The 25,596-nt window shown below is 73.0% G+C and carries 25 protein-coding genes; 18 read left to right on the plus strand and 7 right to left on the minus strand.

The features are described from left to right. Position 1: 1 nt before the first annotated feature. Entirely contained in the window at positions 2-466 is a 465-nt protein-coding gene (locus tag ACUW6W_RS04475) for a pyrimidine dimer DNA glycosylase/endonuclease V (RefSeq protein ID WP_036336875.1), read from the minus strand. A gap of 124 nt (positions 467-590) precedes the next feature. Here ACUW6W_RS04475 and ACUW6W_RS04480 point away from each other — a divergent pair, with 124 nt between their 5' ends. The 10 genes from ACUW6W_RS04480 to ACUW6W_RS04525 all read left to right on the plus strand — a co-directional run bounded on the left by ACUW6W_RS04480 (position 591) and on the right by ACUW6W_RS04525 (position 12,015). After that, positions 591-782 (plus strand): ubiquitin-like protein Pup, encoded by a 192-nt coding sequence (locus tag ACUW6W_RS04480; protein WP_036336876.1) that lies wholly within the window; start codon positions 591-593, stop codon positions 780-782. Beyond that, positions 779-2,173: a Pup--protein ligase gene (pafA, locus tag ACUW6W_RS04485; RefSeq protein ID WP_036336878.1), complete on the plus strand. Its 1,395-nt coding sequence runs from the start codon at positions 779-781 to the stop codon at positions 2,171-2,173. The genes ACUW6W_RS04480 and pafA overlap by 4 nt, the downstream gene beginning before the upstream one ends. 37 nt (positions 2,174-2,210) lie before the next feature. Further along, positions 2,211-3,302, plus strand: coding sequence for an FKBP-type peptidyl-prolyl cis-trans isomerase (locus ACUW6W_RS04490; protein WP_036336886.1), 1,092 nt, complete (start codon positions 2,211-2,213; stop codon positions 3,300-3,302). Positions 3,303-3,334: 32 nt separating this feature from the next. Then, positions 3,335-3,730, plus strand: a complete 396-nt coding sequence (locus tag ACUW6W_RS04495; RefSeq protein WP_010078659.1) for an FKBP-type peptidyl-prolyl cis-trans isomerase — start codon at positions 3,335-3,337, stop codon at positions 3,728-3,730. Between the two features lie 11 nt (positions 3,731-3,741). Further along, positions 3,742-5,841: a helix-turn-helix transcriptional regulator gene (locus ACUW6W_RS04500; protein WP_078025540.1), complete on the plus strand. Its 2,100-nt coding sequence runs from the start codon at positions 3,742-3,744 to the stop codon at positions 5,839-5,841. Between the two features lie 37 nt (positions 5,842-5,878). Next, the gene (locus ACUW6W_RS04505; protein ID WP_002855080.1) at positions 5,879-6,136 is read left to right on the plus strand and encodes a twin-arginine translocase TatA/TatE family subunit; all 258 of its coding nucleotides are present in this window, start codon (positions 5,879-5,881) and stop codon (positions 6,134-6,136) included. 20 nt (positions 6,137-6,156) lie between these two features. Beyond that, a complete protein-coding gene (gene tatC / locus ACUW6W_RS04510) occupies positions 6,157-7,014 on the plus strand; it encodes a twin-arginine translocase subunit TatC (RefSeq protein ID WP_135019377.1) in 858 nt (285 codons plus the stop codon). A 74-nt stretch (positions 7,015-7,088) separates the two neighbouring features. Continuing rightward, on the plus strand, positions 7,089-10,079 hold the full coding sequence (locus ACUW6W_RS04515; RefSeq protein WP_041103785.1) for a DEAD/DEAH box helicase: 2,991 nt from the start codon (positions 7,089-7,091) through the stop codon (positions 10,077-10,079). A gap of 19 nt (positions 10,080-10,098) precedes the next feature. Next, on the plus strand, positions 10,099-11,193 hold the full coding sequence (locus ACUW6W_RS04520; protein ID WP_454179859.1) for a hypothetical protein: 1,095 nt from the start codon (positions 10,099-10,101) through the stop codon (positions 11,191-11,193). A 90-nt stretch (positions 11,194-11,283) separates the two neighbouring features. After that, a complete protein-coding gene (locus ACUW6W_RS04525; protein WP_152743477.1) occupies positions 11,284-12,015 on the plus strand; it encodes a polyprenol monophosphomannose synthase in 732 nt (243 codons plus the stop codon). A gap of 76 nt (positions 12,016-12,091) precedes the next feature. Here ACUW6W_RS04525 and ACUW6W_RS04530 read toward each other — a convergent pair whose 3' ends face one another. The 3 genes from ACUW6W_RS04530 to ACUW6W_RS04540 form a co-directional block, all read right to left on the minus strand. Then, positions 12,092-12,439, minus strand: coding sequence for an RNA polymerase-binding protein RbpA (locus ACUW6W_RS04530; RefSeq protein ID WP_060774975.1), 348 nt, complete (start codon positions 12,437-12,439; stop codon positions 12,092-12,094). Positions 12,440-12,526: 87 nt separating this feature from the next. After that, on the minus strand, positions 12,527-13,717 hold the full coding sequence (locus ACUW6W_RS04535) for an SPFH domain-containing protein (RefSeq protein WP_036315078.1): 1,191 nt from the start codon (positions 13,715-13,717) through the stop codon (positions 12,527-12,529). A 52-nt stretch (positions 13,718-13,769) separates the two neighbouring features. Then, positions 13,770-14,246 (minus strand): NfeD family protein, encoded by a 477-nt coding sequence (locus tag ACUW6W_RS04540; RefSeq protein WP_061867282.1) that lies wholly within the window; start codon positions 14,244-14,246, stop codon positions 13,770-13,772. Positions 14,247-14,395: 149 nt separating this feature from the next. Here ACUW6W_RS04540 and ACUW6W_RS04545 point away from each other — a divergent pair, with 149 nt between their 5' ends. Further along, positions 14,396-16,501, plus strand: a complete 2,106-nt coding sequence (locus ACUW6W_RS04545; protein WP_454179862.1) for an oxidoreductase — start codon at positions 14,396-14,398, stop codon at positions 16,499-16,501. 59 nt (positions 16,502-16,560) lie between these two features. Further along, positions 16,561-17,109, plus strand: coding sequence for a maltokinase N-terminal cap-like domain-containing protein (locus ACUW6W_RS04550; RefSeq protein WP_073116899.1), 549 nt, complete (start codon positions 16,561-16,563; stop codon positions 17,107-17,109). A 16-nt stretch (positions 17,110-17,125) separates the two neighbouring features. Here the strand turns inward: ACUW6W_RS04550 and ACUW6W_RS04555 are convergent, their stop codons facing one another. Beyond that, positions 17,126-17,371 carry a superinfection immunity protein gene (locus ACUW6W_RS04555; protein WP_152743475.1) on the minus strand — a complete coding sequence of 82 codons (246 nt, stop codon included), beginning with the start codon at positions 17,369-17,371 and terminating at the stop codon, positions 17,126-17,128. 192 nt (positions 17,372-17,563) lie between these two features. Next, positions 17,564-18,214 carry a hypothetical protein gene (locus ACUW6W_RS04560; RefSeq protein WP_123243832.1) on the minus strand — a complete coding sequence of 217 codons (651 nt, stop codon included), beginning with the start codon at positions 18,212-18,214 and terminating at the stop codon, positions 17,564-17,566. 109 nt (positions 18,215-18,323) lie between these two features. Between ACUW6W_RS04560 and ACUW6W_RS04565 the strand changes: the two genes are divergently transcribed. Together ACUW6W_RS04565 and ACUW6W_RS04570 are read left to right on the plus strand one after the other, a co-directional pair. After that, on the plus strand, positions 18,324-18,740 hold the full coding sequence (locus tag ACUW6W_RS04565; protein WP_123243831.1) for a DUF3054 domain-containing protein: 417 nt from the start codon (positions 18,324-18,326) through the stop codon (positions 18,738-18,740). Positions 18,741-18,808: 68 nt separating this feature from the next. Continuing rightward, positions 18,809-19,090: an Lrp/AsnC family transcriptional regulator gene (locus ACUW6W_RS04570; RefSeq protein ID WP_123243830.1), complete on the plus strand. Its 282-nt coding sequence runs from the start codon at positions 18,809-18,811 to the stop codon at positions 19,088-19,090. Between the two features lie 54 nt (positions 19,091-19,144). Here ACUW6W_RS04570 and trpD read toward each other — a convergent pair whose 3' ends face one another. Then, positions 19,145-20,203: an anthranilate phosphoribosyltransferase gene (gene trpD / locus ACUW6W_RS04575; RefSeq protein ID WP_123243829.1), complete on the minus strand. Its 1,059-nt coding sequence runs from the start codon at positions 20,201-20,203 to the stop codon at positions 19,145-19,147. Between the two features lie 190 nt (positions 20,204-20,393). Here trpD and ctaE point away from each other — a divergent pair, with 190 nt between their 5' ends. The 4 genes from ctaE to qcrB all read left to right on the plus strand — a co-directional run bounded on the left by ctaE (position 20,394) and on the right by qcrB (position 24,779). Continuing rightward, positions 20,394-21,032 carry an aa3-type cytochrome oxidase subunit III gene (gene ctaE / locus ACUW6W_RS04580; RefSeq protein WP_428842618.1) on the plus strand — a complete coding sequence of 213 codons (639 nt, stop codon included), beginning with the start codon at positions 20,394-20,396 and terminating at the stop codon, positions 21,030-21,032. A gap of 85 nt (positions 21,033-21,117) precedes the next feature. Continuing rightward, a complete protein-coding gene (gene qcrC / locus ACUW6W_RS04585) occupies positions 21,118-21,924 on the plus strand; it encodes a cytochrome bc1 complex diheme cytochrome c subunit (RefSeq protein WP_123243828.1) in 807 nt (268 codons plus the stop codon). Positions 21,925-21,993: 69 nt separating this feature from the next. Continuing rightward, on the plus strand, positions 21,994-23,070 hold the full coding sequence (qcrA, locus tag ACUW6W_RS04590) for a cytochrome bc1 complex Rieske iron-sulfur subunit (protein WP_069941590.1): 1,077 nt from the start codon (positions 21,994-21,996) through the stop codon (positions 23,068-23,070). Between the two features lie 5 nt (positions 23,071-23,075). Continuing rightward, a complete protein-coding gene (gene qcrB, locus ACUW6W_RS04595; protein ID WP_269600123.1) occupies positions 23,076-24,779 on the plus strand; it encodes a cytochrome bc1 complex cytochrome b subunit in 1,704 nt (567 codons plus the stop codon). The last annotated feature ends 817 nt before the right edge of the window (positions 24,780-25,596 follow it).

Raw genomic sequence — 25,596 nt, forward strand, 5'->3', positions numbered from 1 at the left:
CTCAGGCGCGCTCCCAGGAGGCGACCGGCCCCGGGACGATCGTGAACAGCGGGTGCACGTCGGGGACGGGCGTGTCCGACCACCGTTCGAGCCAGGCGGGGCTGCGCGCGGCCAGCTTGGCGCACAGGTGACGCCACTCCAGGTCGCGCTGGCCCGTGGTGGCCGGGATCGGTGCGAGACCGGCGGGCGGGATGCGCACCGCGCCGTCGGGGGCGGGGCACGGCCGGTCGATCCGGGAGTGGTCGAAGCGATAGCCGCGCGCCGTGGCCTCGGCCTCGAGGCCGGAGAGGAACGCACCGATCGCGCCGGACGGGTCCGGGTGCTCCCGGAACCTCAGCAGCTGCGGGTGGTCCCGATACCCGCGCGTGCGGCCGGCCAGGACGGCCTGCGCGAGCAGGGCCTCGCGCCAGGCGCCCGTCAGGCCCTGACGGTCGAGGTGGCGGGGGTGAAGGGTCCACAGGCGCATGCCCCCATCCTGCCAGCGCGGGGCAACCCGGGGGCGTGGGGCTGAAACGTGGCCCGCGCGTGGGGCAGGATGGGTGGACGCGGACGGAGCACACCGACCCGCGTCGACGCACGAGGAGGCCACCATGTCCCAGGAGCAGATCCGCCCACGCCCGTCCGGCGGCGACGACGAGACCGGCGCCGCGGCGGGCCAGGCGCACGTGAAGCCCGCGGCCCAGGACCAGCGCCTGGACAGCCTGCTGGACGAGATCGACTCGGTGCTGGAGTCCAACGCCGAGGAGTTCGTCAAGGGCTTCGTCCAGAAGGGCGGCCAGTGACCGACGCGGACCGCGCCCGCCGGATCTTCGGCCTGGAGACGGAGTACGGCGTCCAGCACTGGAACCCGGAGGGGCGCGCGCTCAGCCCCGAAGAGGTCGTCCGCTACCTCTTCCGGCCCGTCGTCGAGTGGGGGCGGTCCTCGAACGTGTTCGTGGCCAACGGCTCCCGGCTCTATCTCGACGTCGGCTCCCACCCCGAGTACGCGACCGCCGAGTGCTCGACGCTCGACGAGCTCATCGCCTCGGACGGGGCGGGGGACCTGCTGCTGCACGACCTCGTGGTCCAGGCCGAGGAGCGCATGGCCACGGACGGGGTCGGCGGCCGGATCCACCTCTACCGCAACAACGCCGACTCCTCGGGCAGTTCCTACGGCTCCCACGAGAACTACCTGCTGCGCCGGCGCACCGAGTACCGGCGGCTCACCGAGGCGCTCGTCCCGTTCCTCGTCTCCCGGCAGATCCTCGTGGGCGCGGGCCGCGTCGTGCCCGCCGGCACGTGGCCCGAGGGCGAGGGCCCGGCCCACTTCGCGTTCTCCCAGCGCGCCGACTTCGTGCAGGACGGCGTGTCCTCCTCCACCACGCGGTCCCGGCCGATCATCAACACGCGGGACGAGCCGCACGCGGACGCCTCCGAGTACCGGCGCCTCCACGTGATCGTGGGGGACACGAACCTCTCCGAGCACACCCACCTGCTGCGCTTCGGCGCCACCGACCTGCTGCTGCGGATGATCGAGGCGGGCTTCCCGCTCGGGGACCGCGTCGTCGCCCACCCCACCCGTGCGGTGCGGCAGATCTCCCACGACCTCACCGGCACGGCCCGCATCGCGCTCCGGGAGGGGGAGGCCTCCGCGCTCGAGCTGCAGGAGCACTACCTCGAGCGGGCCCGCACCTTCGTCGCCGCGGAGGGCGCCCACCACGACCGGGTGGGGGAGGTCCTCACCCTGTGGGGCGAGGTGCTCGACGCCGTCCGCACCGGTGACCGGTCCCGCATCGAGGACCGCATCGACTGGGCGATCAAGCTGCGCCTGCTGGAGGACTACCGGGCGCGCCACGACCTGGGCTGGGACGCGCCCCGCCTCGCCCAGCTGGACCTGGCCTTCCACGACATCGACCCCGACCGGGGGCTGTTCCGCCTGCTGCTCCGGCGCGGCGCCGTCGCCCGCCTGCTGCCCGAGGACGCCGCCCGGTCCGCCGTCGAGACCGCCCCGCCCACCACCCGGGCCCGCGTGCGCGCGGACTTCGTGGCCCGCGCCCGGGAGCGCGGCCTGGACTACGCCGTCGACTGGACGACCCTGAAGCTCACCGACCATCCGCTGCACGCGATCGTGACGAAGGACCCGTTCGACACGTCGTCGGCCGCCGTCGACCGGCTGTTCGGGCGAATCGCCTGACAGCGCACGCCCAGGACGCGCCGTTAGGGTGACCCGCATGAGTTCGTTCGAGACCCCCCAGCCCCCGACGGCCCGCCGCCGTCGCCGCCTGCTGCCGCTGCTGTCCCTCGGCGCCGCGGGCCTGATGCTGGCCACCGCCTGCGCCACCGGCGACGACGGCGCGGACCAGCCCCACAGCGACACCGCGTCGGCCTCCACGTCGGCCGCCCCCGAGCGGGCGGCCGTCGGCGAGGGCCAGGGGGAGCCGGACGCCCTGACGGGTGTCACCTTCACGGAGGGCGACGGCGGGGCGCCGACGGTCGAGATCGACGGGGAGATCGACACCGACCAGCCCACCACGCGCGTGCTGACCGCCGGCGAGGGGGAGCAGGTGCAGGAGGGCGACGTCCTGAAGATGTCGATCGCCGTCGTCGATCCGGCCAGCGGCGAGGTGGTCGCCGAGAACTTCAGCGGCGAACCGGAGGCCGTGCCCGTGGACGACCAGCTCAAGTCCATGAACCCGGAGATCCACGAGATGCTGGTGGGCAGCGGCGCCGGCACGATCGTCGCCGCGTACAGCCCCGAGTACGACGTCTCCGTCCCGCAGACCGAGAGCGCGTCGCCGAGCGCCTCCCCCTCCACCCAGACGCAGCCCGCCCAGCTGTTCGTCTACAAGATCGACGCCATCCTGCCGAAGCAGGCCGAGGGCGAGGAGGTGACCGAGCGGGACGAGCGCCTGCCCGACGTCACCGTGGACGAGCAGAGCGGTCGGCCGAGCATCGCGAAGCCCGACGGCGAGGCGCCCCAGGAGCTGGTGGTCCAGCCCCTGATCGAGGGCGAGGGCCACGAGGTCGGGGCGGACGACACCGTGACCGTGCAGTACGAGGGCGTGACGTGGTCCGACGGCGAGGTCTTCGACTCGTCCTGGGAGACGGGCCAGGCGATCACGTTCTCCCTCAACCGGGTCATCGAGGGCTGGAAGGAGGGTCTGGCCGGCCAGAAGGTGGGCTCGCGCGTCCTCCTGTCGATCCCGGCCGAGAAGGCCTACGGTGAGCAGGGCAGCCCGCCGGACATCGGCGAGAACGAGCCCCTGCTGTTCGTGGTGGACATCCTGGACGCCCAGGCGTCCGCCACCCCGTCGGCCAACTGACCCCGTCCACGAGAACCCCAGAGGAGAGCACCGTGTCCTTCGGACAGCGCGACTACGACCGCACCAAGCCCGAGATCGACTTCCCGGGCGAGACCCCGCCCACCGAGCTCGTGGTGGAGGACCTGATCGAGGGCTCCGGCCCGGCCGTCGAGGCCGGCTCCCGCGTGCAGGTCCACTACGTGGGCGTGGCCTGGTCCACCGGCGAGGAGTTCGACGCCTCGTGGAACCGCGGCACCCCGCTGCCCCTGACCGTCGGCGTCGGCCAGGTCATCGCCGGCTGGGACCAGGGCCTGCTCGGCATGAAGGTCGGCGGCCGCCGCCGCCTCGAGATCCCGCCGCACCTGGGCTACGGCGCCCGCGGCGCCGGCTCCGCGATCGGGCCGAACGAGACGCTCATCTTCGTCTGCGACCTCGTCTCGGTCGACTGACCCCGGGCCCCGTGACCCCACCCGCCCCGCGGCGCGCCGGCGACGAGGCCGCCGAGCGCATCATCTCGCTGCTGTGGCTGCTGCTCTCGGCGCCGCACGGCCTCGAGCGTGACCGGATCCGACGGCAGGTCGTCGGCTATGAGGGGCTCACGGACACCGCTTTCGAGAAGCTCTTCCAGCGGGACCGCCGCGTGCTGCGCGCCGTGGGGGTCCCGCTGGAGACCCTCGAACCCGCGGGCTTAGACGAGGGCGAGGCGGGGGTGCGGCACCGCGTCGTCCGCGACGCGCTGCTGCTGCGCGACCTCGACCTGACCGTGGACGAGCGCCGCGCCCTCGTGCGGGCGCGGCGCCTGTGGGGCGACTCGCCGCTGCGCGCCGACGTCGTCCGCGCCGTGGGCCTGCTGTTCCAGCCGGCCACCGACCTCACGGGCGATGACGAGCTGGCCGGGTACCACACCCTCATGCCCCGGGCCGACCCCCGGCTCGAGGCCCTCACCCAGGCCGTGGCCGACGAGGCCGTGCTGCGCTTCCCCTACCGCGACGCGCGGGGGCGGGCCACCCGGCGCACCGTGCGGGCCTGGTACCTCACCCTCGTGCGCGGCCGCTGGTACCTCACCGGCTGGGACCTCGACCGCGGCGCCGAGCGCAGCTTCCGGCTCACCCGGATGGAGGGGGAGCCGCGCCGCGTCGAGCGGGCGACGGACGCCCCCGGCCGTCCCGAGGACCACGACCACGCCGGCCTCGTGGCGCGCCTGGCCGGGCAGGCCGACGCCGAGCGGGTCCGGGTGTGGCTCGCGCCCGGCCGGGGTCAGGGCGTCCGCGCGGTCGGTGAGCCCGCCGAGCCCCGGGTCGAGGACGGCGCCGCACCGGGGCCCGACTGGGAGCTCTGGGAGGCCCCCGCCGGGCCGCGCGAGGACGGCCTCGCCGCGGAGATCGGCGGCCTGCTGGGCCGGGCCGTGCCCTCCGCCGCGCACCCGGACCTGACCGACCGCGTCCGCGCGGGCCTGGCCGCCGCGGCGGAGGCCCACGCCGGCCCCGCCGACCCGGCCCTGCTCGAGGTCCCGCTCGCCGCGCCCGTCCGACGTCGCGCCCGCGACTCGAGCGAGGACCTCGTGGGCCGCCTGCTGGACATCGTGGGGCTGGCCAACCGGGCCGGTGGGGTGGACCGGGCGGAGCTGCGCGCCCGCCTCGGCATCACCGACGAGCGCCTCGACGCCGACCTCGAGACGCTGCGCTACTGCGGCATGCCCGAGCGGGACTTCCCCGGCTTCCAGTTCGAGGTGGCGGAGGTCGGTGGCCGCGTCCACGTGGAGCGCGCCGCCGACCTGGCCGGTCCCGTGCGGCTGACGCGCCCCGAGGCGCACAGCCTCGTCGCCGCCCTGCAGACGGTCGCGGACCTGCCGGTGCTGGACGAGGCCGACCGCGAGGCCGCTCGCTCCGCCCAGCGCCGGATCCGCGCCGCGGTCCTGGACGCGGGGGCCCCGGATGCGGACGACGCGGACGACGCCGCCCTCCGGGAGGCCGAGGCGCACACCGCCGGCGAGCCCCCGGTCGCCGTCGCCGCCCACTGGGACGTGGCCGTGGACCCCGCGACGGTGCGCACCCTGCTGGCCGCCGTGGCGGAGCGGGCCGTCGTCCATCTGACCTACCGCTCCGTGCATGCCGATGCCCTCACCGAGCGGGACGTGGAGCCGCTGGCCCTCGTGCAGGACGGGGCGCGCCTCTACCTGCAGGCGTGGTGCCGTCGCGCCGAGGACCACCGGGTGTTCCGGGTGGACCGGATCAGCGCGCCCGCACCCACGGGGGAGACGTTCGCGCCCCGGGCTCGGCCCGCGCGCTGGCGGGTCCATCCCGACGACACTGCGGGGGTGCCGGTGCTGCTGCGCTGGGCCCATCCCGTCCGCGACGCGGCCGCCGGCTACCGCCCGGACGCCCAGGCCGACCTGCCCGACGGCGACCGGCTCACCCGGGTGCATCTGACCGACGCCGCCGTGGCGGCCGCGCTGGTCGGACGCCACGGCGGCGCCGTCGAGGTGCTGGCCCCCGCCGACCTCCGGACGTCCGTGGCGGACGCGCTGGGCGATGCCCTCGCGGCCCTGCCGGCGCGGTAGCCTGGACCCCGGAACCCCATCGAAAGGACCCTTCATCATGGCTGGACTCCAGGGCTGGCAGCTCGTCATCATCATCCTGCTCGCGATCCTGCTCTTCGCGGCGCCGAAGCTGCCCGCGATGGCCCGCAACCTCGGCCAGTCGATGCGCATCTTCTCCTCCGAGGTGAAGCAGATGCGCACCGAGGGCAAGGGCACCACGGACGAGCGCTCCGGCGCCGGCTCCACCGCCGCGGACGAGCCGGTCGAGGGCCGCGTCGTCGAGCGTGACGAGACCGACCCGCGCGACCCGCGCTGAGCCGGAAGGACCCCCACCCGATGACCGAGGTCGACGAGGTCGCCCGCCGCACCCGGCGCCGCCGGAAGCGGCGGGACAACCCCACCGGCGAGATGCCGCTGCGCGAGCACCTCACGGAGCTGCGCAACCGACTGCTGAAGTCGGCGCTCGCCGTCGCGGTCGGCATGGTGATCGGCTTCCTCGTCTACCAGCCGGTCATGGCGGAGCTGTTCCGCCCGGTCAAGGAGATCGCCAGCCAGGGACACACGGCGGCCGTCGCCTATGACACGGTGGCCTCGCCGTTCGACCTCATGCTCAAGGTCAGCATGTTCATCGGGCTCATCTTGTCCAGCCCGGTCTGGCTCTACCAGATCTGGGCATTCATCGTGCCGGGACTGAAGAAGACCGAGAAGAAGTACGCCCTGGGCTTCATCGCCGCGGCCGTGCCCCTGTTCGTGTTCGGTATCGCGCTGGGGTGGCTCGTGATGCCGCAGGCCGTCCAGTTCTTCGTGGGCTTCACTCCCGAGGGCGGCGCGAACCTCCCGACGGCGTCGGTGTACATCAGCTTCGTCACGCGTCTCTACCTCGCGTTCGGCGTGGCCATGGTCCTGCCGGTGCTGCTGGTGGGACTGAACATGCTCGGCATCCTGCCGGGCCGCACGATCGTCCACCACTGGCGCATCACCGTCTTCGTGATCATGCTGATCGCCGCGATCGCCGCCCCCGGTGCGGACGCCATCTCCATGTTCTACATGGCGATCCCGCTCGTCGTCCTCTTCGGCGTGGCCATCGTCCTGTGTCTGTGGGGCGACCGGCGTCGCGACCGTCGGCAGGGCCAGCGTGAGATGGACGTCGAGGCGGAGCTCGCCGCAGGCCCGAAGCCGCTCGATCAGATCTGAGCGGCGCCCGCCGCAGCCCTCCCGCCCGGACGCACGAGCACGACGGTGTCCGGACCCGCCAGTAGGGTGGGGCCATGGCCCACCATCCCGCGTCCGCGACCCCGCACGACGAACCCGAGCTGAGCCCGGCGGGGCGCTACGCCCGTGCCCGGGCGGCCCGGCACCATGCCGGCTCCGAGCTCGGCCGGTTCGCCGCACGCGTGGGCTTCCCCCTCGACGACTTCCAGCGCCGCGCGTGCGCCGAGGTCGAGGACGGCCACGGCGTCCTCGTCGCGGCGCCCACCGGTGCCGGCAAGACGGTGGTCGGCGAGTTCGCCGTCCACCTGGCCCTGGCCCGCGGCACGAAGGCGTTCTACACCACCCCCATCAAGGCCCTCAGCAACCAGAAGCACGCGGACCTCGCCCGCGTGCACGGCGCGGAGAACGTCGGCCTGCTCACGGGGGACACCTCCGTCAATCCGGACGCGCCCGTCGTCGTGATGACCACCGAGGTGCTGCGCAACATGCTGTACGCGCAGTCGGACACCCTCATCGACCTCGGCTTCGTCGTCATGGACGAGGTCCACTACCTCGCCGACCGGTTCCGGGGACCGGTGTGGGAGGAGGTCATCATCCACCTGCCCGAGCACGTGCAGCTGATCTCCCTGTCCGCCACGGTGTCCAACGCCGAGGAGTTCGGCGCCTGGCTCGACACGGTCCGGGGCGCCACCACCGTGATCGTCTCGGAACACCGGCCGGTGCCGCTGTGGCAGCACATCATGGCCGGGGGCCGGCTCTACGACCTGTTCGCCGAGGACATCGCCTTCGAGGACGCCGCGGACCGGGACGGGGAGGCCCTGCTCAACCCCGAGCTCAAGCGCCTGGGGGAGGAGGCCGAGCGCCGGTTCCAGCGCGCCGACTGGGGGCGCCCCGGGCGGCAGCAGCACCGCGACGGGCGCGGGGGCGGCACGAAGGGGCGGGCCAGGGGCGGCCGGCACACGGGTCGCGACGGCGGCCGGGGCCGGACCGGCTCGTCCGCACTGGACCGGGAGCGGCCGGTCTCCGGTCGGCCGGGCGGTCACGACGGCGGCCCGCGGCGCGGACCGCGGCTGTCCACGTCGCGCCCAGAGATGATCCGGGTCCTCGACCGCGACGGGCTGCTGCCATGCATCACCTTCATCTTCTCCCGGACCGGCTGCGACGCCGCCGTGGAGCAGTGCCTGCGGGCCGGGCTCGACCTCACCACGGCGCGGGAGAAGGCGCTCGTGGCCGAGCGGGTCGAGGAGGCGGCGCGCCTGCTGCCCGTCGAGGACCTGGAGATCCTCGGGTTCTGGGCGTGGCGGGACGGCCTGTCCCGGGGCTTCGCGGCCCACCACGCCGGCATGCTGCCCCCGTTCAAGGAGGCCGTCGAGGACCTGTTCACCGCCGGCGCGCTCAAGGCCGTGTTCGCCACGGAGACCCTCGCCCTCGGCATCAACATGCCGGCCCGCTCCGTGGTGATCGAGAAGCTGGTCAAGTTCAACGGCGAGAACCACGTCGACATCACGCCGGGGGAGTACACCCAGCTGACGGGCCGGGCGGGCCGCCGCGGCATCGACGTCGAGGGCCACGCCGTGGTGATGTGGCGTCCCGGGCTGGACCCGGCCGCCGTCGCGCGCCTGGCCTCGCGCCGCACGTACCCGCTGCGCTCCTCGTTCCGGCCCACCTACAACATGTCCGCTAATCTGCTGGCGCAGGTCGGCGCGGAGCAGGCGCGGGGCATCCTCGAGTCCTCGTTCGCCCAGTTCCAGGCGGACCGCTCCGTGGTGGGCCTGGCCCGCGAGCTCCGTTCGAAGCAGGCCAGCCTCGAGAAGTACGAGGAGGCCATGCAGTGTCACCTCGGCGACTTCGCCGAGTACCTCACCCTGCGCAAGGAGCTCGCGGCCGCGGAGAAGTCCGGCTCGCAGGGACGCCGTCGAGCCCACCTGGCCGCCGTGAAGGACTCGCTCGCGAACCTCGCGGTCGGGGACGTCGTCGAGCTCGATGCCGGCCGCTCACTCGGCCGGGCCGTCGTCGTGTTCCCCGCCGGCAACCCCCAGAATCCGCGCGTCGGCGTCGTCACGGACAAGGCGCAGCTGCGCCGCATCACGGTGGACGACGTCGCCGGGCCGGTCGAGCCGGTGGCAGGCGCCGCCCTGCCCCAGGTGGTGCAGGTGAAGACGCCCGCGCAGCGCAAGGACGTCGCCGCGCTCATGCGCGAGGCCGTGCGCACGGGCCGCCCGCCCGCCGGAGGCCGCAGCACGGCGGGCTTCCGCCTCCGGGAGGACCCGGCCGCGCCCCGGGTCGAGGAGCTGCGCCGGGCGCTGCGCCGCCACCCGTGCCACGGCTGCCAGGACCGCGAGGAGCACGCCCGCTGGGGCGACCGCTGGTGGGCCATGCGGCGGGAGGTCTCCGTCCTGAGGGAGCGCATCGCGGGCCGCACCAACACCATCGCCCGCACGTTCGACCGCGTGGTCGGTCTGCTGCGCGCCTACGGCTACGTGCAGGAGGACGCGCCCTCACCCCGTGCGGCGCTCACGGAGCGCGGCGGGGCCCTGCGCCGGATCTACGGCGAGCGGGACCTGTTCACCTCGCTGGTGCTGCAGGATCCGGCCATGGACGGCCTGACGCCGGAGGAGTGGGCCGCCGTCGCCGCGCTGCTCGTGTACCAGGGCAAGGGGGAGACCGAGCCCGGACTGGTCCCGATGCCGACCCCCCGGCTCGCGCGCGTCGCGGAGGCCGCCGAGCGCATCGAGGAGCGCCTGCGCACGGACGAGGCCCAGGCCCGGCTCGAGCCGACGCCCCGGACGGACCCCGGGCTGGTGGCACCCATGCACCGCTGGGTGCGGGGCGCCACCCTGCGCCGCACCCTTGACGGCGCGGACCTCGCCGCGGGCGACTTCGTCCGCTGGGCGCGGCAGGTCATCGACGTGCTGGGCCAGCTGGCCAACGTCCCCGGGGACACCCGTCGCAGCCGTGCCTGCCGCCGGGCCGCGGACCTCGTCTCCCGCGGCGTCGTGGCCACCTCGCTGCCGGCGGCCTCGGCGCCGCGCGCGGACGAGGACTGACACGGGCTAGGGTGGGCGGGTGAGCGCACACCTGTTGACCCGCGGCATCATCCACTCGACGACGGACCCGTACGCACAGGCGCTGCTGGTCCGGGACGGGATGATCGCCTGGCTCGGCGCGGACGACTCCGCGGACCGCGTGGCCGACCCGGGTGACGAACGGCGGGACCTCGACGGCGCCGTCGTCGTGCCCGTGTTCGTCGAGCCGCTGGCCCGGCCCGCGGACGCGCGGGACGCGCTGAGCCGCGGCACCGCCGTCGTGACGGTCCTGGCCGGGCCCGAGGACGCGGGCGCCGCGCCCGCCGACGAGGACGTCCAGACGGTCGTCTACCGGCACGCGGACCGCGTGGACGCCGAGGCGGCCGGGGTGTGGCTGCCCGTCGGGACCGACACCGACCCCGCCACGCTCACCGGCCTCCTGACGGCCTCGACCCAGGCGGGGGAGCAGGCCTACCTCGTCCCCGACGGCGGTGCGGACGCCGGGCCCGCCGCCCAGGACGTGGCCCTGACCGCCCTGCGCTCGGTCGCGGAGGAACTCGGCACCGCCGCCCTGGGCCGCGTGCGCCATCGGCTCGTGGTCACCCACCCGGTCACCGCCGAGGACCGCGCCTTCCTGGCCGCCGCCGGGGTCAGCGCCACCGTCGTCCCCGACGCGGACGGCGTGCTGCACGCCCCCGTGGCGAGCCTGCTGGCCGACGCCGTCACCGTGTGCCTGGGCGCCGGCCCGGCCGGGGACCCGTGGGCCGCCGTCCGGTCGGCGCTGTCCCACCCCGACCCGGACGAGCGCATCTCCGCCCGCTCCGCCTTCGCCGCCGCGACCCGCACCCCGCTGCGCGCGCTGCCCGACGCTCCGGCGGCACGCCTGTCCGTCGCCCCGCGCCTGAGCGTGTCGGCCCCGGCCGTGTTCGGCGTCTGGGACGCGGACGCGGTGGCTGTGCAGTCGCCGGACGGCCGGGTGGCGGCGTGGAGCACGGACACCCGAGCCGGCACCCCGCTGCTGCCGGCCCTCGACGCCGAGACCGCCCTGCCCCGCTGGCGGGCCACCTGGGTGGACGGCCGGATCGCCGCGGAGGACGTGGCCCGCGACGCTCACGACGCCGCGACGCCGGCCTGAGACCTCCGCTTCCTATACTCGAACGGATGCGATGGCCCGTCCGACCGGCGGGCCGCCCCCACGACCCCGGCCGGAAGGCGAGAACCGCACATGCGCGTGCTGACCATCATCCCCACGTACAACGAGATCGAGTCGCTGCCGCTGACCCTCGGCCGACTCCGTGACGCCGTCCCGGAGTCCGACGTTCTCGTGGTGGACGACGCCTCCCCGGACGGCACCGGCGACTGGGCCGACGCCCGCGCCGCCGAGGACCCCTCCGTGGACGTGCTGCACCGCACCACCAAGGACGGCCTGGGCGGCGCCTACATCGCCGGGTTCCGCTGGGGCCTGGAGCGCGGCTACGACGTCCTGGTCGAGATGGACGCGGACGGCTCGCACCAGCCCGAGCAGCTGCCGCGCCTGCTGGAGGCCGTCCGCACCGCGGACCTGGTGATCGGCTCGCGCCGCGTGCCGGGCGGCAAGATGGTGAACTGGCCGACCTCCCGCAAGATGATCTCGTGGGCCGGGTCCCTGTACCCGCGGATCATGCTCGGCCTCAACCTGACGGACATCACGGCGGGCTACCGCGCCTACCGGGCCGACACGCTCCGTGCGATCGACCTGGACGCGATCGAGTCCAAGGGCTACGGGTTCCAGGTGGACATGACCTTCCGCACGGCCCGCCTCGGCAAGCGGATCGTCGAGGTCCCGATCACGTTCGTGGAGCGTGAGCTCGGCGAGTCCAAGATGAGCGGCGGCATCATCGGCGAGGCCGTGGTCAACGTGACCCGGTGGGGCCTGGCCGCGCGCTGGGAGGGCCTGCGCGCCCGCCTCGGCCTCTGAGGCGCACAGCCCCCGAACGACGACGGGGCCGGATCCATGGCGGATCCGGCCCCGTCGTGCATGGGGGAGCGGCGGGTCAGGCGTCGACCTCCTCGCCGCGGCTGGCGCGCAGCTTGTTGAGCTGGATCTTGTAGGTCTCCTCCAGCTCCTCGAGGCTGCGGCGCTCGCGCAGCATGTCCCAGTGGGTGCGCACGGGCTTGCCCTCGGTCTCAGCCGGCTTCTCGCCGCTGACGAGGAACGCCTCCTTGCCGGTCTTCGAGGTCCAGGTGGCCGGCACGTCCGCCTCCACGGAGAAGGTCACGAACACCTGCTCGCCGTCCTCCGTGCGGTACTCCACCCGCTGCCGGGCGGCGGGCTCGACGCCGGCCTCGGACTCCAGGGACTGCGCGCCCAGGCGCATGCCCCGCAGGCTGCGATCGCTCACGTTTCCTCCTCGTCAGGCCGCGCCGAGGCCCGCGCGGGGGCGCGGGCCGATCGAGGCGCGGCGGGTCGTCCTCACTGATGGAACCATTCAGTGTCCCACAGCATTCCCGTCGGCCTCGCCGGCCGGGCGGGTGCCGGGGGTGCGGCCGGCCGACGGGTCGGGCTCAATCTCCTGCGGCGTGGCCAGGGCCTCGTCGAGCGAGGTCTGCGGCATGTCCTCCGCCGTCACCGCGCCGGCGGTCATCGCGTCCATGACGCCGCTGGCGCGCAGGGCGTCCGCGGTGGTGGGGCGGGACCCACGCGGCCGACGCGCGCGCTCCGGGGTGACGCCGACGTGCTCGGCGCCCGGCTCGCCCGCGCGGTCCCCGGAGTCCCGACGCCGGGGTGCGCGCTCCGGGGTGGGGCGGTCGCCGTCGCCGGGGGCGAACGCCTCACCGAGGCCCTGCAGGGCGCGGGTGAGCTCGGCGGGGACCACGAACATGGTGGTGGCCTGGCCGTCGGCGATCTTGGGCAGGGACTGCAGGTACTGGTAGGCCAGGACCTCGGAGTCGGCGCCGCCGGAGTGGATGGCGTCGAAGACCACCTCGATCGCCTCGGCCTCGGCGTTGGCGCGCAGCACGCGTGCCTGAGCCTCGCCCTCGGCGGAGAGGATCTGGGACTGGCGCTCGCCCTCGGCCGTGAGGATGGCGGCCTGCTTCGTGCCCTCGGCGGTGAGGATGGCGGCGCGGCGGTCGCGCTCGGCGCGCATCTGCTTCTCCATCGAGTCCTGGATGGACATGGGCGGGTCGATGGCCTTGAGCTCCACCCGCGAGACCCGCAGGCCCCAGCGCGTGGTGGCGTCGTCCAGCACGCCGCGCAGCTGGGAGTTGATGGAGTCGCGAGAGGTCAGCGCCTCCTCGAGGTTCATGCCGCCCACGACGTTGCGCAGGGTGGTGGTGGTGAGCTGCTCCACCGCGTGGATGTAGTTGGCGATCTCATAGGTCGCGGCCTTGGCGTCCGTGACCTGGAAGTAGACGACCGTGTCGATGGAGACGACGAGGTTGTCCTCGGTGATCACCGGCTGGGGCGGGAAGGAGACGACCTGCTCGCGCATGTCCACCATCGGGAGCATGCGGTCCACGAACGGGATGATCAGGGTCAGCCCGGCGCCGGCCGTGCGGTTGTACTTGCCGAGGCGTTCGATGTTGGCCGTCCGCGCCTGCGGGATGATCTTGACCGAGGAGGCCACGATCACCGCCGCGAGGACGGCGAGGACGACGAGGACGATGAGGGTTTCCATCGGGGTCCCTTCTTCTGGGGTCGGTGCTGTCGGAACGAGGACGTGGGGCGGTTCAGGCGCCGTCCGCCTCCCAGTCGATGCGGGGGAGCGGGCGGACCACCAGGGTGGCCCCGTCGATGCGCAGGACGGTCACCTCGTCGCCGGGGGCGACGTCGGGCGCCCCGGGCTCGACGCGGGCGGACCAGGTGTCGCCGTCGACGGCGAGCGTGCCGGCGTCGCCGGTGATCGCGCCCTGGGCCGCGACGCGGCGCCCCGGGAGCGTGTCCAGGTAGGAGGCGCCGGCGCCGGTGTCCTTGCGCAGGTGGCGCAGGGCGACGGGGCGCACGGCGGCGAGCATCAGCAGGGCGACGGCGGCGAACGCCGCGAGCTGGAGCGCCAGCGGGCCGCCCACGAGCGCGACCACTCCCGCCGCGCCGGCCCCGGCGGCGATCATCAGGAAGACGAGGTCGAGGGTCAGCAGCTCGACGCCGGCCAGGCCGGCGGCCAGCACCAGCCACAGCCAGCCCGCGTTCGCCTCGATCCACTCCATGCGTGCGCTCCCCTCCGTGTCGGGTGCGCGGACGGGTCTGCCGCGCGTCGACGTGTGATCCCCATCCTGCCCTACGCAGTGGCGTTGGACACAGCGTGTCCCCAGGCGGTCCTGGAAGGAGGGGGCTACCGCCCGGTAATGTGAGCTGCATGACATCTTCACCCGTCGCGGTCTCGCCCCTGCTCCAGCCGATCACTCTGGGCCCCCTCCGGCTGCCCAACCGGGTGGTCATGGCCTCGATGCACATGGGACTGGAGGATCGGCACGACGACCTGCCGCAGCTGGCGGCGTTCTACGCGGAGCGGGCACGCGGCGGCGTCGGGCTCATCGTCACCGGCGGCCTGGGTGTGGTCCCGGAGGGCACGGTGACGCTGGGCGGGGGGATGCTCGCCAGCGAGGAGGACGCGCGCGCCCATCGCGTCGTCACGGACGCCGTCCACGCCGCCGGGGGCAGGATCCTCGCCCAGCTGCTGCACGCGGGACGCTACGCCCCCAGCCCCGACCTGGTCTCGGCCTCCGCGGTGCGAGCGCCGATCTCGCGGCACACGCCCCGGGAGATGACGGCCGCGGACATCGAGCGGACCGTGAACGCGTTCGCACGCGCGGCCACGTTGGCCCTGGAGGCCGGATACGACGGCGTGGAGATCATGGCCTCGGAGGGCTACCTCCTCAACCAGTTCCTCGCCCCGGCGACGAACCGACGCGCGGACGAGTACGGGGGTGACGCCGAGCGCCGACGCCGGTTCCCGGTGGCGGTGGTCGCGGCCGTGCGCGAGGCGCTGGGGGAGCGCGGCGTGCTCTCGGTGCGCACCTCGGCGGCGGACCTGGTCCCCGACGGGCAGACGCGCGCGGAGATCACGGACACCGCCCGGGCCTTCGAGGCCGCCGGAGCGGACGTCCTGATGACCGGCATCGGGTGGCACGAGTCGCGTGTGCCGACCATCGTGACCTCCGTGCCGCGCGCCGCGTTCCTCGCCGCCTCGGCTGACCTGACCGCCGCCGTCGACATCCCCGTGATCGCCTCCAACCGGCTCACCACCCCCGCCGAGGCGGAGGAGGCGCTGACGTCCGGGGCCGCCGCGCTCGTCGGGCTGGCCCGGCCCCTGCTGGCGGACCCCGAGTGGATGGCCGCGATCAGCGACCCGCGCGCTCGGACCCTGACCCCGTGCATCGCCTGCAACCAGGCCTGCCTCGACCACGTGTTCACCGGGGCCAAGGTCTCGTGCCTGATGAACCCCCGCGCCGGGCGGGAGACGGAGCCGGAGTACGCCGCGCCCGTCCCGGTGGCCCTCGGCCGCCGGCGCCGGATCGCCGTGGTCGGTGCCGGGCCGGCGGGCCTCACGGCGGCGGAGCGTGCGGCCCGGTTCGGGCACGAGGTCACCCTGTTCGACCGGCACGCCGAGCCCGGCGGCCAGTTCCGGCTCGCCCGGCGCATCCCCGGCAAGGAGGAGTTCGGTCCCGCGCTGGAGCACCTGGCGGCCCGCGCGGCGGCGTCCGGGGTGACGCTCGTGACCGGGGAGGAGGTATCCGCACAGACACTCCTGACCGACGACGGGCGGCCGGGTTACGACGAGGTGCTCCTCACCACCGGCGTGCGGCCCCGGCCCGTCGATCTGCCCGGGGCGGGGGAGCCGGGTGCGCCCGCCGTCCATGCGTACGACGACGTGGTCCTGGGCCACGTCGACGTCGGTCCGCGCGTCGCGGTGATCGGCGCCGGCGGCGTGGGCGTGGATGTCGCCGAGGCCCTGGCGGCCGGCACCGAACGGCCGGACGGGACGCCCGAGACGCAGGAGCACTGGCGGGCCCGCTGGGGCGTGGCCCTGACCGCGGAGACGCCGGGCCAGCTGGCGAAGCCGGCCGCGGCCCACCCCGGACGCGAGGTCCACCTGCTCCAGCGCAGCCCCGGACCGATCGGCGTCCGACTGCGCCCCACCACCGGCTGGGTACACCGCGCCGAGCTGCGGCGGCACGGGGTCCACCTGCACTCCGGTGTGACCTACGAGGGCCTCGGCCCCGACGGCCTGCGCGTGACCGCGCCGTCCCCGGAGGACCCCGAGACACGCGTGCCGCTGACCCTGGATGTGACGGACGTCGTCGTGTGCGCCGGGCAGGAGTCCGAGACGGATCTCGTCGAGGACCTGGTGGCTGCGGGCTACGCGCCGGAGGCGGTGCGCCTGATCGGTGGCGCGGCCGAAGCCCGCGAGCTCGACGCCTACCGGGCCATGGACCACGCCGTGCGAGCCGTGCAGGGCTGAGCCGCGCCGCCGGCCGGCGGGCCCTCCCGGGCGGACGACGTCAGGGCTACGGTCGGGGCATGGCTCTCATCTACACCGCACGCCTGGACCCGGACAAGCCCGAATGGATCCGCCGCCGCCTCGTGGCGCACGGACTGCCCGAGGACGTGACCGCCGAGAAGGTCGGCTCGTACCGGCTCGACGATCCCGCCGGCGAGATCGGCGTCGAGTCGATGGTCGTGCGCGTGGGCGACCGGCTCTACCAGACCCCGTTCGCCTACCGAGGCGACGCACCCGCCGAGGGAGACGTCGTGGCCGAGGTGGAGCACTCCGTCCTGGGACACCGCTGGGTCGTGGACGCCGCCACCGACCCGGACGCGCGCCGTATCCTCGCAGCCGCCGTGCGCGGCGAGATCCCGCAGGCCCGGCTCGAGATGCACGACGAGTCCGGGACCTACCTCGAGACGCGCGCCCCGGATCTCACCCTCCGCGTGATCGGCGCCGATGCGACGGGGGAGCTCGAGGTGCCGGTCGAGCTGTCCGAGACGGACGAGGCGGACGTCGACGGCCCGCGATGCCTGGTCGCCGAGGGAGACGGTGTGCGGGCCGTCGTCGCGCGCCTGTCCTGAGGGGCGGTCCGCGCGGTCAGAGGCCGCGCGGACCCCAGGGCCGCAGCCGGCGATGGCTGGTGAGTGACATGTACGGCGCGATGCACCAGCCGAGGACGGTCCACCCCGTGAGCAGGTTCACCCAGAACACCGCCCACACGTTGGAACGGCCGCGGACGGCGGCAATGGCCCACGGAGCCAGGTAGCCCGCCGTGGCGATGGCCAGGACGACGGCGATCGTCGCGTGCAGGGGGCGGTCGCGCTGGTCGGTCATGATCGTCATGGGTCCAGGCTACGCGCGAGACCCGCCGCGCGGGCGTCCCTGTCCGCCGTTCTGCGTTGCGCCGATAATGTACATTATGTCAACTAGCCCGTTCTTCGCCTCCCCTTCGAGCGCCACCCTGCGTGGCACGCGCTGCGTCGTAAGCTGGGCAAGGTGGCCGCGCCGGGCGGTACAGACGCCGCGTGCCGGGGTTCACTCCCCCGGGTCTGCAGACAGCCTTTCCAGCAACGGCAGGACAGCCGACACCGCCGTCCGGCTCTCGTGCCAGAGCCCGTGCCGCAACCGGGAATGGACGGCCTGCTGACTGATCCCGAGCTCCGCCGCCGCCTCTCGCTGACTGGCACCGGCTTCGACCAGCCGCCCCGCTGCATGCTGGTCACCGGACCGGCGCCGTTCCACCGTGGCGACCAGCTGCAGGGTGGCCTCCGCACAGCGCAGATCAGCCTCTCCGCCGGCCTCCGCGGCGCGGCCCGGGCCACGTCCGTGCGGCAGCACCAGCCGTCCCGGTGCCCGCCGGGCGCGTCGTCGCTCGGCTGGAGTCAGGTGTGATAACGATGAGTTTTTGTCGGAGGCACCCTCGGGATTCAGCAGCACCGCCCAGGACCCGGTCCGCACGGCCCACAGCGCCAGGCCCACCGCAGCCGTCATGTCGTCGAGGACGACGGCCAGCTCGCCGTCGTGCGACGCCGCCTCGCCGTCCGGGTCGGATTGGTCGACACGCCACGCCGCCGAGGTCACAGCCGCGTCCGGGCGGGGATCGTCGAGCAGCGCCGCTGCCAGACGTCGGGCGTCGTCGGCCGTGGCGGCGGTCGGTCGGATGGGCACCAGATGCACGGACACCATACAGAGAGCCTATCTCTGACAATTGTCCTGTCTTGTCGTAGGGCGCGTCCGCCGAGCCGCCCCTGGCCGGACGCTGCGTCCGGACGAGTCGGTGGGCCAGACTGGATGCATGACGTCCTCCCCCTCCGCCCGTCGTGCCGTGCCCGCCGAGCACCGTGACCCGCGCGGCGCCCTGCCGGCGCTGTCCGTCGACCTCCTGCTCACCCTCCTCTTCGTGGCCCTGGGCCAGGGGCAGCACGCGACGGAGCGCGGGCCGCTGGGGCTGCTGGTCACGGCGGCGCCGTTCCTCGCGGGTCTCCTGCTCATGACCGGGCTGACCTCCGGACACCGGACCTGGGCCCGCGTGTGGCCCCACGGCGTGATCGTGTGGCTGGGGACCGTCGCCGTCGGGATGGTCCTGCGCGTGGCCTTCGGCCTCGGTGGCGCACCCGTGTCCTTCGTGCTCGTGGCGCTCGGGGTGCTGGGCGTCCTGCTCCTGGGTCGCCGGGCCGTGACCGCCTGGCTGGTGCGCCGCACCCGGAGGTGAGGGGTCGGCGCGCGGCTAGGATCATCGCGGACACCGGACCCGCAGCATCGAGGAAATGAGGACCGCCCGTGGTCACCGCCATCGTCTTGATCAAGACCGACAAATCCAGCATCCCGGAGACCGCCGAGACCCTCGCCGCGCTCGAGGGGGTCGGGTCGGTCTACTCCGTGACCGGCGCGTGGGACCTGGTGGCGATGGTCACGGTGCGCCGCTACGAGGACCTCGCCGACGTGATCGCCGACCACCTCTCCAAGGTCGACGGGATCCAGGACACCGAGACCATGCTGGCCTTCCGGACCTACTCGTCCGAGGACCTCGGCGAGGGATGGGCGCTCGGCTTCGACTCCTGAGCATCCTCTCGACGACGGGCCCCACCTCGCCGGTGAGGGCCCGTGGTCGCACCATCAGGACCGGGAGAAGGCGACCCAGCGGTCCAGGACGTCACGCGCGGCGCCGGAGTCGATCGACTCGGCGGCCCGCGTCATGTTGGCCGCCAGTCGCTCCATCAGCGGAGCGTCCGCGTCGCGGTCCCAGGCCGTCAGGCCCGCGGCCGCGTTGAGGAGGACGGCGTCGCGGATCGGGCCCTTCTCCCCCGCCAGCAGAGCGCGGACGAGGGTCGCGTTGTAGGCGCCGTCCCGCCCGGCCAGAGCCTGGACGGGGGCCAGGTCGATGCCCAGCTCCCGGGGATCGAGCTCGTGGGTGCGCACACCGTCCCGGACCTCCATGACGGTCGACGGCCCCGACGTCGTGATCTTGTCCCGGCCGTCCGCCCCGCGGAAGACGAAGCCGCGCACCCCCCGGTCCGCGAGCACCTGGGCGAGCAGCGGGACCATGGCCTCGCTCGAGCAGCCCAGGGCCTGGGCGGTGACCTGGGCCGGATTGCTCAGCGGGCCGAGGAAGTTGAACACGGTGGGCACGCCGAGCTGCTTGCGCACCGGGGCCACGTACTTCATGGACGGGTGGTAGTTCTGGGCGAAGAGGAACGTGATGCCCACGGCCTCGGCGCACTCCTCGGCCTTCCGGGCCGGCATGGACAGGTCCACACCGAGGGCCTCGATCACGTCGGCCGCGCCGGCCGTGGACGAGGCGCCGCGGTTCCCGTGCTTGACGATCCGCGCGCCCGCGCCGGCGGCCACGAGCGAGGACATCGTGGACAGGTTCACGGTGCCCAGGCGGTCGCCGCCCGTGCCCACGACGTCGAGGGTCTCCCCCGGCACGTGCACCGGGTTCGCCGCCTGCACCATCGCCTCGGTCAGGCCACGCAGCTCCGGCACCGTCACCCCCTTGGCGGCCAGGGCGAGGAGGAATCCGCCCACCTGCCCCTCGGTGGCATCGCCGGCCATCATCTCCCCCATGGCCCACGCGGCGACGTCGTCGCTGAGGTCCTCACCGACGGTGAGGGCGCGGAAGACCTCCGGCCAGGAGGTCCCCAGGACTGCTGCGGTGTTCTCGGGGGTGCTCACGCACTGAGCCTAGCGGCCCGGCCGCACCCGGCACCGCGTCGTGTCATGCGCCGCCCGCCGTGAACCTGGACATCCCCTGGACGCCAGCCCCCGACTGACACTGAAACCCCCCGACGGTGCTGACGACCTGTCCTGCGACACGGTAGGTTCGATTTACCGCCCGGGCGGTGTTTGGGGCCATAATGGCTGGGTGACCACAGCTAACCCCACTCTCCATCAGCCCACCACGGGGCTCCCGAGCCGGCCGAACATGGTGCAGGTCGGGACCATGGTGTGGCTTGCCAGCGAGCTCATGTTCTTCGGTGGGCTCTTCGCCATGTACTTCACCCTTCGCTCCACGTCTCCGGAGCTCTGGGCCGAGCACACCGCGATCCTCAACGTCCCGCTCGCCGCGGTGAACACGACGATCCTGGTGCTCTCCTCCGTCACCGCCCAGTTCGGCGTCCTCGCCGCCGAGCGCCTTCAGCCCCGCCGCACCGGCGGCTTCCTGCAGTTCGGGAAGTGGGGCATGGTCGAGTGGTTCATCCTGACCTTCATCATGGGCTCGATCTTCGTGGCGGTGCAGTCCTACGAGTACGCGGTCCTCGTCTCCGAGGGTGTGACCGTCGCGGCGAACGCGTACGGCTCGGCGTTCTACATCACCACCGGCTTCCACGCCATCCACGTGACCGGTGGCCTGATCGCGTTCCTCTTCATCATCGGCCGCGCCTACATGGCCCGCCGCTTCGGCCACCACGAGGCCACGTCGGCGATCGTCGTGTCCTACTACTGGCACTTCGTGGACGTCGTCTGGATCGCCCTGTTCTTCATCGTCTACTTCCTGAAGTAAGACGACCCCCACTCACCGCACCGACTTCAGGCCAGGGCCGGCAGCATGAGCGGCCCGCCCCGGAAGAGAACGATAGGAAACCCTCGTGAAGGCACTTTCGCAGAACCGACGCCATCCCCTGATGGGGCTGGCGCTCCTCCTGCTGGGACTCCTGGTGACCGGCGGACTGTACTCCGTCGCGAGCACCGTGAACCAGGCGCAGGCGGCCACGCAGGTCACCGCGGCCGCCTCGGCTGATGACATCTCCGAGGGCGAGAAGCTCTTCAACGCGAACTGCGCCTCGTGCCACGGCACGGGTGCCGCGGGGGGTCCCTCCGGCCCGTCCCTGATCGGTGTCGGCGCCGCCTCCGTCGACTTCCAGGTGGGCACCGGCCGCATGCCGATGCAGATGAACGGCCCGCAGGCCCCGGCCAAACCGAACCAGTTCAACGAGGAGCAGACCGCTCAGCTCGCCGCCTACGTCGCCTCCCTCGGCGCCGGCCCGGCCATCCCAGAGGACGAGTACCTGGATGTGAACCACGAGGACGTGGACATCACCCGTGGCGGCGACCTGTTCCGCATCAACTGCGCCATGTGCCACAACGCGGCTGCGGCCGGCGGTGCGCTCACCCGCGGCAAGTACGCCCCGTCTCTGCAGGGCGTGGACGAGAAGCACATCTACGAGGCCATGGAGACCGGCCCGCAGAACATGCCGGTGTTCTCCGACTCGAACATCAAGCCCGAGGACAAGCGCGACATCATCGCCTACCTCAAGACCATCGAGAACCAGGGCTCCCCCGGCGGCCTCACCCTCGGCTCGCTCGGCCCCGTCTCCGAGGGCCTGTTCATCTGGACCGCGGGCCTGGCGCTGATCATCGGCTTCATGGTCTGGCTCACCAGCCGATCCTCCTGATCCCATCGGCGCAGGCGCGCCGACCACCCGTCATCGACATTCATCACTCGAGTAAAGGAAACAGGACATATGGGCGAGAAAGGCTTTGAAGGGACCGAGCACCGCTCGGGTTCCCTCGAGCACGCCGGCGAGGACGCGCCCCGGTACGCGATCGACAACCCGGGCCTGCCTCCGCACCGTCCGCGCCTGGCCGATGAGGATCCGAAGGCCGCGAAGCGCGCCGAGCGTCAGGTCTCGGTCATGTTCCTCATCTCCATCGTGGGCACGGTGCTCTTCTTCATCGGCTACTTCGGTGTGGGGCAGATCGGCAACGGTGAGGCGTTCAGCAAGATCTACCTGCAGAACCTGCTGCTCGGCCTGGGCACCGCCCTCGCCATGTTCGGCATCGGCATCGGCGTGGTGCACTGGGCCAAGACCCTGATGCCGGACCACGAGACCGTGGAGGACCGTCACGAGATCCGCTCGGAGGACGACCGCGTGGCCGCCACCGGGATGATCTCCGAGATCCTGGACGAGTCGCAGATCAAGCGCCGCCCCCTGCTGCGCAACACCCTGATCGGCGCCGCCCTGCTGGCCCCCCTGCCGTTCATCGCCGTGTTCCGCGATCTGGACGACTCGGACAATTTCTCGGACCAGGAGGCTCACAACTTCGGCCCTGAGCGTCTGCGCCACACCATGTGGGCCGAGGGCGTGCGCCTCGTGCGCGACCCCACCGGCTCCCCCATCAAGGCCTCGGACGTCACGCTCGGCTCCGCCGTGCACGTCATCCCCGACGGCCTGAACGACCTGGGCCCTGACAAGCTCAACCAGAAGGCCAAGGCCGTCGTCCTGCTCATGCGCCTCGACCCGGCCAAGGTGAAGATCACCCCGGGTCGCGAGGACTGGAACGTGGACGGGATCTTCGCCTACTCCAAGGTCTGCACGCACGTGGGCTGCCCGATCGCCCTGTACGAGCAGCACACCCACCACCTGCTCTGCCCCTGCCACCAGTCGACCTTCGACCTGACGCAGGAGTGCAAGGTCATCTTCGGCCCGGCCAGCCACGCGCTGCCGCAGCTGCCGATCACCGTGGACGACGAGGGCTACCTCGTGGCCCAGAGCGATTTCCATGAGCCCGTCGGGCCTGTCTACTGGGAGCGTGGCTGACACCTATGAGCACCACCGTGAATGAGTTCCAGCCGGCGACCACGACCGGCCGCATCGCCAACTTCGTCGACACCCGCATGGGCATGTCGCCGATCGTGAAGTTCTTCGGCCGCAAGATCTTCCCGGACCACTGGACGTTCATGTTCGGCGAGGTCGCCCTGTACAGCTTCGTCATCCTGCTGCTGTCCGGCGCGTTCCTCACCCTCTTCTTCGACCCCTCCATGTCGGAGGTCGTCTACGACGGGGCCTACGCCCCGCTGCGCGGCATCGAGATGTCCGCGGCCTACGCCTCGACCCTGGACATCTCGTTCGACGTGCGCGGCGGCCTGTTCATGCGCCAGCTGCACCACTGGGCGGCGCTGATGTTCGTGGCGGCCATGTCCGTCCACATGCTGCGCGTGTTCTTCACCGGCGCGTTCCGTCGCCCGCGTGAGCTGAACTGGCTGGTCGGCTGCTTCCTGCTGATGGCCGGCTGGGCCGCCGGCTTCACCGGCTACTCCCTGCCCGACGAGGTGCTCTCCGGCAACGGCCTGCGCATCATCGACGGCATCCTGAAGTCGCTGCCGCTGGTGGGCACGTACCTCTCCGCCTTCTTCTTCGGCGGCGAGTTCCCCGGCCACTCGGTCATCGGCCGCCTGTACGCCCTGCACATCATGATCGTGCCGGCCGCCATCCTGCTGCTGATCGGCATCCACCTGTTCATGGTCGTCGTGCACAAGCACACCCAGTACCCGGGCCCGGGCCGCACCGAGGACAACGTGGTCGGCTACCCGGTGGGCCCCGTGTACGCGGCCAAGGCCGGCGGCTTCTTCTTCATCGTGTTCGGTGTGCTCGCGCTCATCGCCTCCACGGTGACGATCAACGCCAACTGGAACTACGGCCCGTACGATCCGTCCCCGGTGCAGGCCGGCACCCAGCCCGACTGGTACATCGGCGTGTTCGACGGCGCCCTGCGCCTCATGCCGGGCATGATCGGCGACTACTCCTTCCTCTGGAACATCCCGATGCCGTGGGGCTCCTCGGTGTCCCTGCCCATGGGCGTGCTCGTGCCGCTGATCCCGGTCGGCGTCCTGCTCGTCGGCATGTGCACCTGGCCCTGGATCGAGCGGTGGATCACCAAGGACAACACTGAGCACCACCTGCTCGACCGTCCGCGCAACGCCCCGGCCCGCACGGGCATCGGCGTGGCCGCCGTCGTCTGGTACTGCGTCATGTGGGCGGCCGCGTCCTCGGACCTCATCGCCACCCACTTCCGCCTCTCCCTGAACGACGTGCTGTACGTGCTGCGCGCGCTGTTCTTCCTCGGCCCGGTGATCGCCTTCATCGTCACCCGCCGCATCTGCCTCTCCCTGCAGCGCAAGGACCGTGAGCTCGTGCTCCACGGCCACGAGGCCGGTGTCATCGAGATGTCCCCCGAGGGCGGCTTCCACGAGCGGCACCGTCAGCTCACCGACTACGAGCTGTACCGCCTGGTGTCCTTCGAGGATCGTCGCCCGGTGCCGGCCATCCCCGGCCGCAACGGCAAGGTGGGCATGCTGGAGAAGGCCCGTGCCGGCCTGAACCGCATGTTCTACCAGGATCGCGTCGCCCCGGTCTCCCGCGAGGAGCTGGTGGAGGCCCGCACCCACGGCCAGCACGGCCACGAGGACGGCGGCCACCACGAGCTGGGCGCCGACCCGAGCTCGCACAACCCGAAGATCGACGGCTGACCGCGGATCCTCTCGGACGCAGAAGGCCCCGCACACCGCTCGGTGTGCGGGGCCTTCCGCTGTCCGGACTCCCGCCCCTTCGCGTCCTCTGTGTCTGGACACTTTCGTCCGGGAAACGGGAGCCTCCGGCGGTGCTTTCGTTCGGGATACGGGAGGCTGCGGGTTCTCAGCCTGCGACCGGGCCACGCCGAACCGGCCGTTCTCCTCCCCTGGAAGCGTCGTCCGGCGCATCTGGACGCCAGACCCACGCGCCGTCGTCGGGGTCCCGGCGCCACCCCTGCACGGGTGCATGCGCGGGTCGGACGACGTCGGTCAGCCACAGCGTCGTGCCCGGGTTCCACCCGGCGAGCACGGTCGCGACGCCCGAGGCGACGGGCAGGCAGCGCGCGGCGGAGGCGAGGCAGCCGAGTGCCGTCAGGTGGAGCGCATCCCACTCCTGGGCTCCACGTTTCCGATCCGGGTGCAACCATCGACCCGCCCTCCCGGTCCCCTGCCACTCGGTCCCCGGTCACCCGGTGCCAGTCGTGCCGCCTGGAGGCGCTCACGTCCAGAGGGACGCTACGCCACAGCCGGGCCCGGTCACCCGGGCTGGTCACCTTGTACGTACGTCCGACATCGTTCCACGGGGTCACGGCGGCCGTCCCCGCCCCGGAGTCGTCTCCGATGAGATCCAACCCCGCAGGCACCTGCGAGACGCTTGCGACGATGGCCACCGGGATCGACCACCAGATCCCGTACCGGTTCGCCGTGGGGTCTGCGGGATTCCTGCCGCTGCGCGGGCTTCCTCCCGCCGCTCCACCCGCGCCCCGGCCTCGAG

The sequence above is a fragment of the Micrococcus sp. 093350064-1 genome (assembly GCF_053627955.1).

Bases quoted from the DNA above. Each gene is read 5' to 3' on its own strand.
- ACUW6W_RS04475 (WP_036336875.1), bottom strand. From the start codon at position 466: ATGCGCCTGTGGACCCTTCACCCCCGCCACCTCGACCGTCAGGGCCTG.
- ACUW6W_RS04540 (WP_061867282.1), bottom strand. From the start codon at position 14,246: ATGGAGTGGATCGAGGCGAACGCGGGCTGGCTGTGGCTGGTGCTGGCC.
- ACUW6W_RS04490 (WP_036336886.1), top strand. From the start codon at position 2,211: ATGAGTTCGTTCGAGACCCCCCAGCCCCCGACGGCCCGCCGCCGTCGC.
- ACUW6W_RS04545 (WP_454179862.1), top strand. From the start codon at position 14,396: ATGACATCTTCACCCGTCGCGGTCTCGCCCCTGCTCCAGCCGATCACT.
- ACUW6W_RS04515 (WP_041103785.1), top strand. From the start codon at position 7,089: ATGGCCCACCATCCCGCGTCCGCGACCCCGCACGACGAACCCGAGCTG.
- ACUW6W_RS04555 (WP_152743475.1), bottom strand. From the start codon at position 17,371: ATGACGATCATGACCGACCAGCGCGACCGCCCCCTGCACGCGACGATC.
- ACUW6W_RS04565 (WP_123243831.1), top strand. From the start codon at position 18,324: ATGACGTCCTCCCCCTCCGCCCGTCGTGCCGTGCCCGCCGAGCACCGT.
- ACUW6W_RS04550 (WP_073116899.1), top strand. From the start codon at position 16,561: ATGGCTCTCATCTACACCGCACGCCTGGACCCGGACAAGCCCGAATGG.
- ACUW6W_RS04535 (WP_036315078.1), bottom strand. From the start codon at position 13,717: ATGGAAACCCTCATCGTCCTCGTCGTCCTCGCCGTCCTCGCGGCGGTG.
- ACUW6W_RS04525 (WP_152743477.1), top strand. From the start codon at position 11,284: ATGCGCGTGCTGACCATCATCCCCACGTACAACGAGATCGAGTCGCTG.
- qcrA (WP_069941590.1), top strand. From the start codon at position 21,994: ATGGGCGAGAAAGGCTTTGAAGGGACCGAGCACCGCTCGGGTTCCCTC.
- qcrB (WP_269600123.1), top strand. From the start codon at position 23,076: ATGAGCACCACCGTGAATGAGTTCCAGCCGGCGACCACGACCGGCCGC.
- tatC (WP_135019377.1), top strand. From the start codon at position 6,157: ATGACCGAGGTCGACGAGGTCGCCCGCCGCACCCGGCGCCGCCGGAAG.
- ACUW6W_RS04560 (WP_123243832.1), bottom strand. From the start codon at position 18,214: ATGGTGTCCGTGCATCTGGTGCCCATCCGACCGACCGCCGCCACGGCC.
- ACUW6W_RS04480 (WP_036336876.1), top strand. From the start codon at position 591: ATGTCCCAGGAGCAGATCCGCCCACGCCCGTCCGGCGGCGACGACGAG.
- ACUW6W_RS04505 (WP_002855080.1), top strand. From the start codon at position 5,879: ATGGCTGGACTCCAGGGCTGGCAGCTCGTCATCATCATCCTGCTCGCG.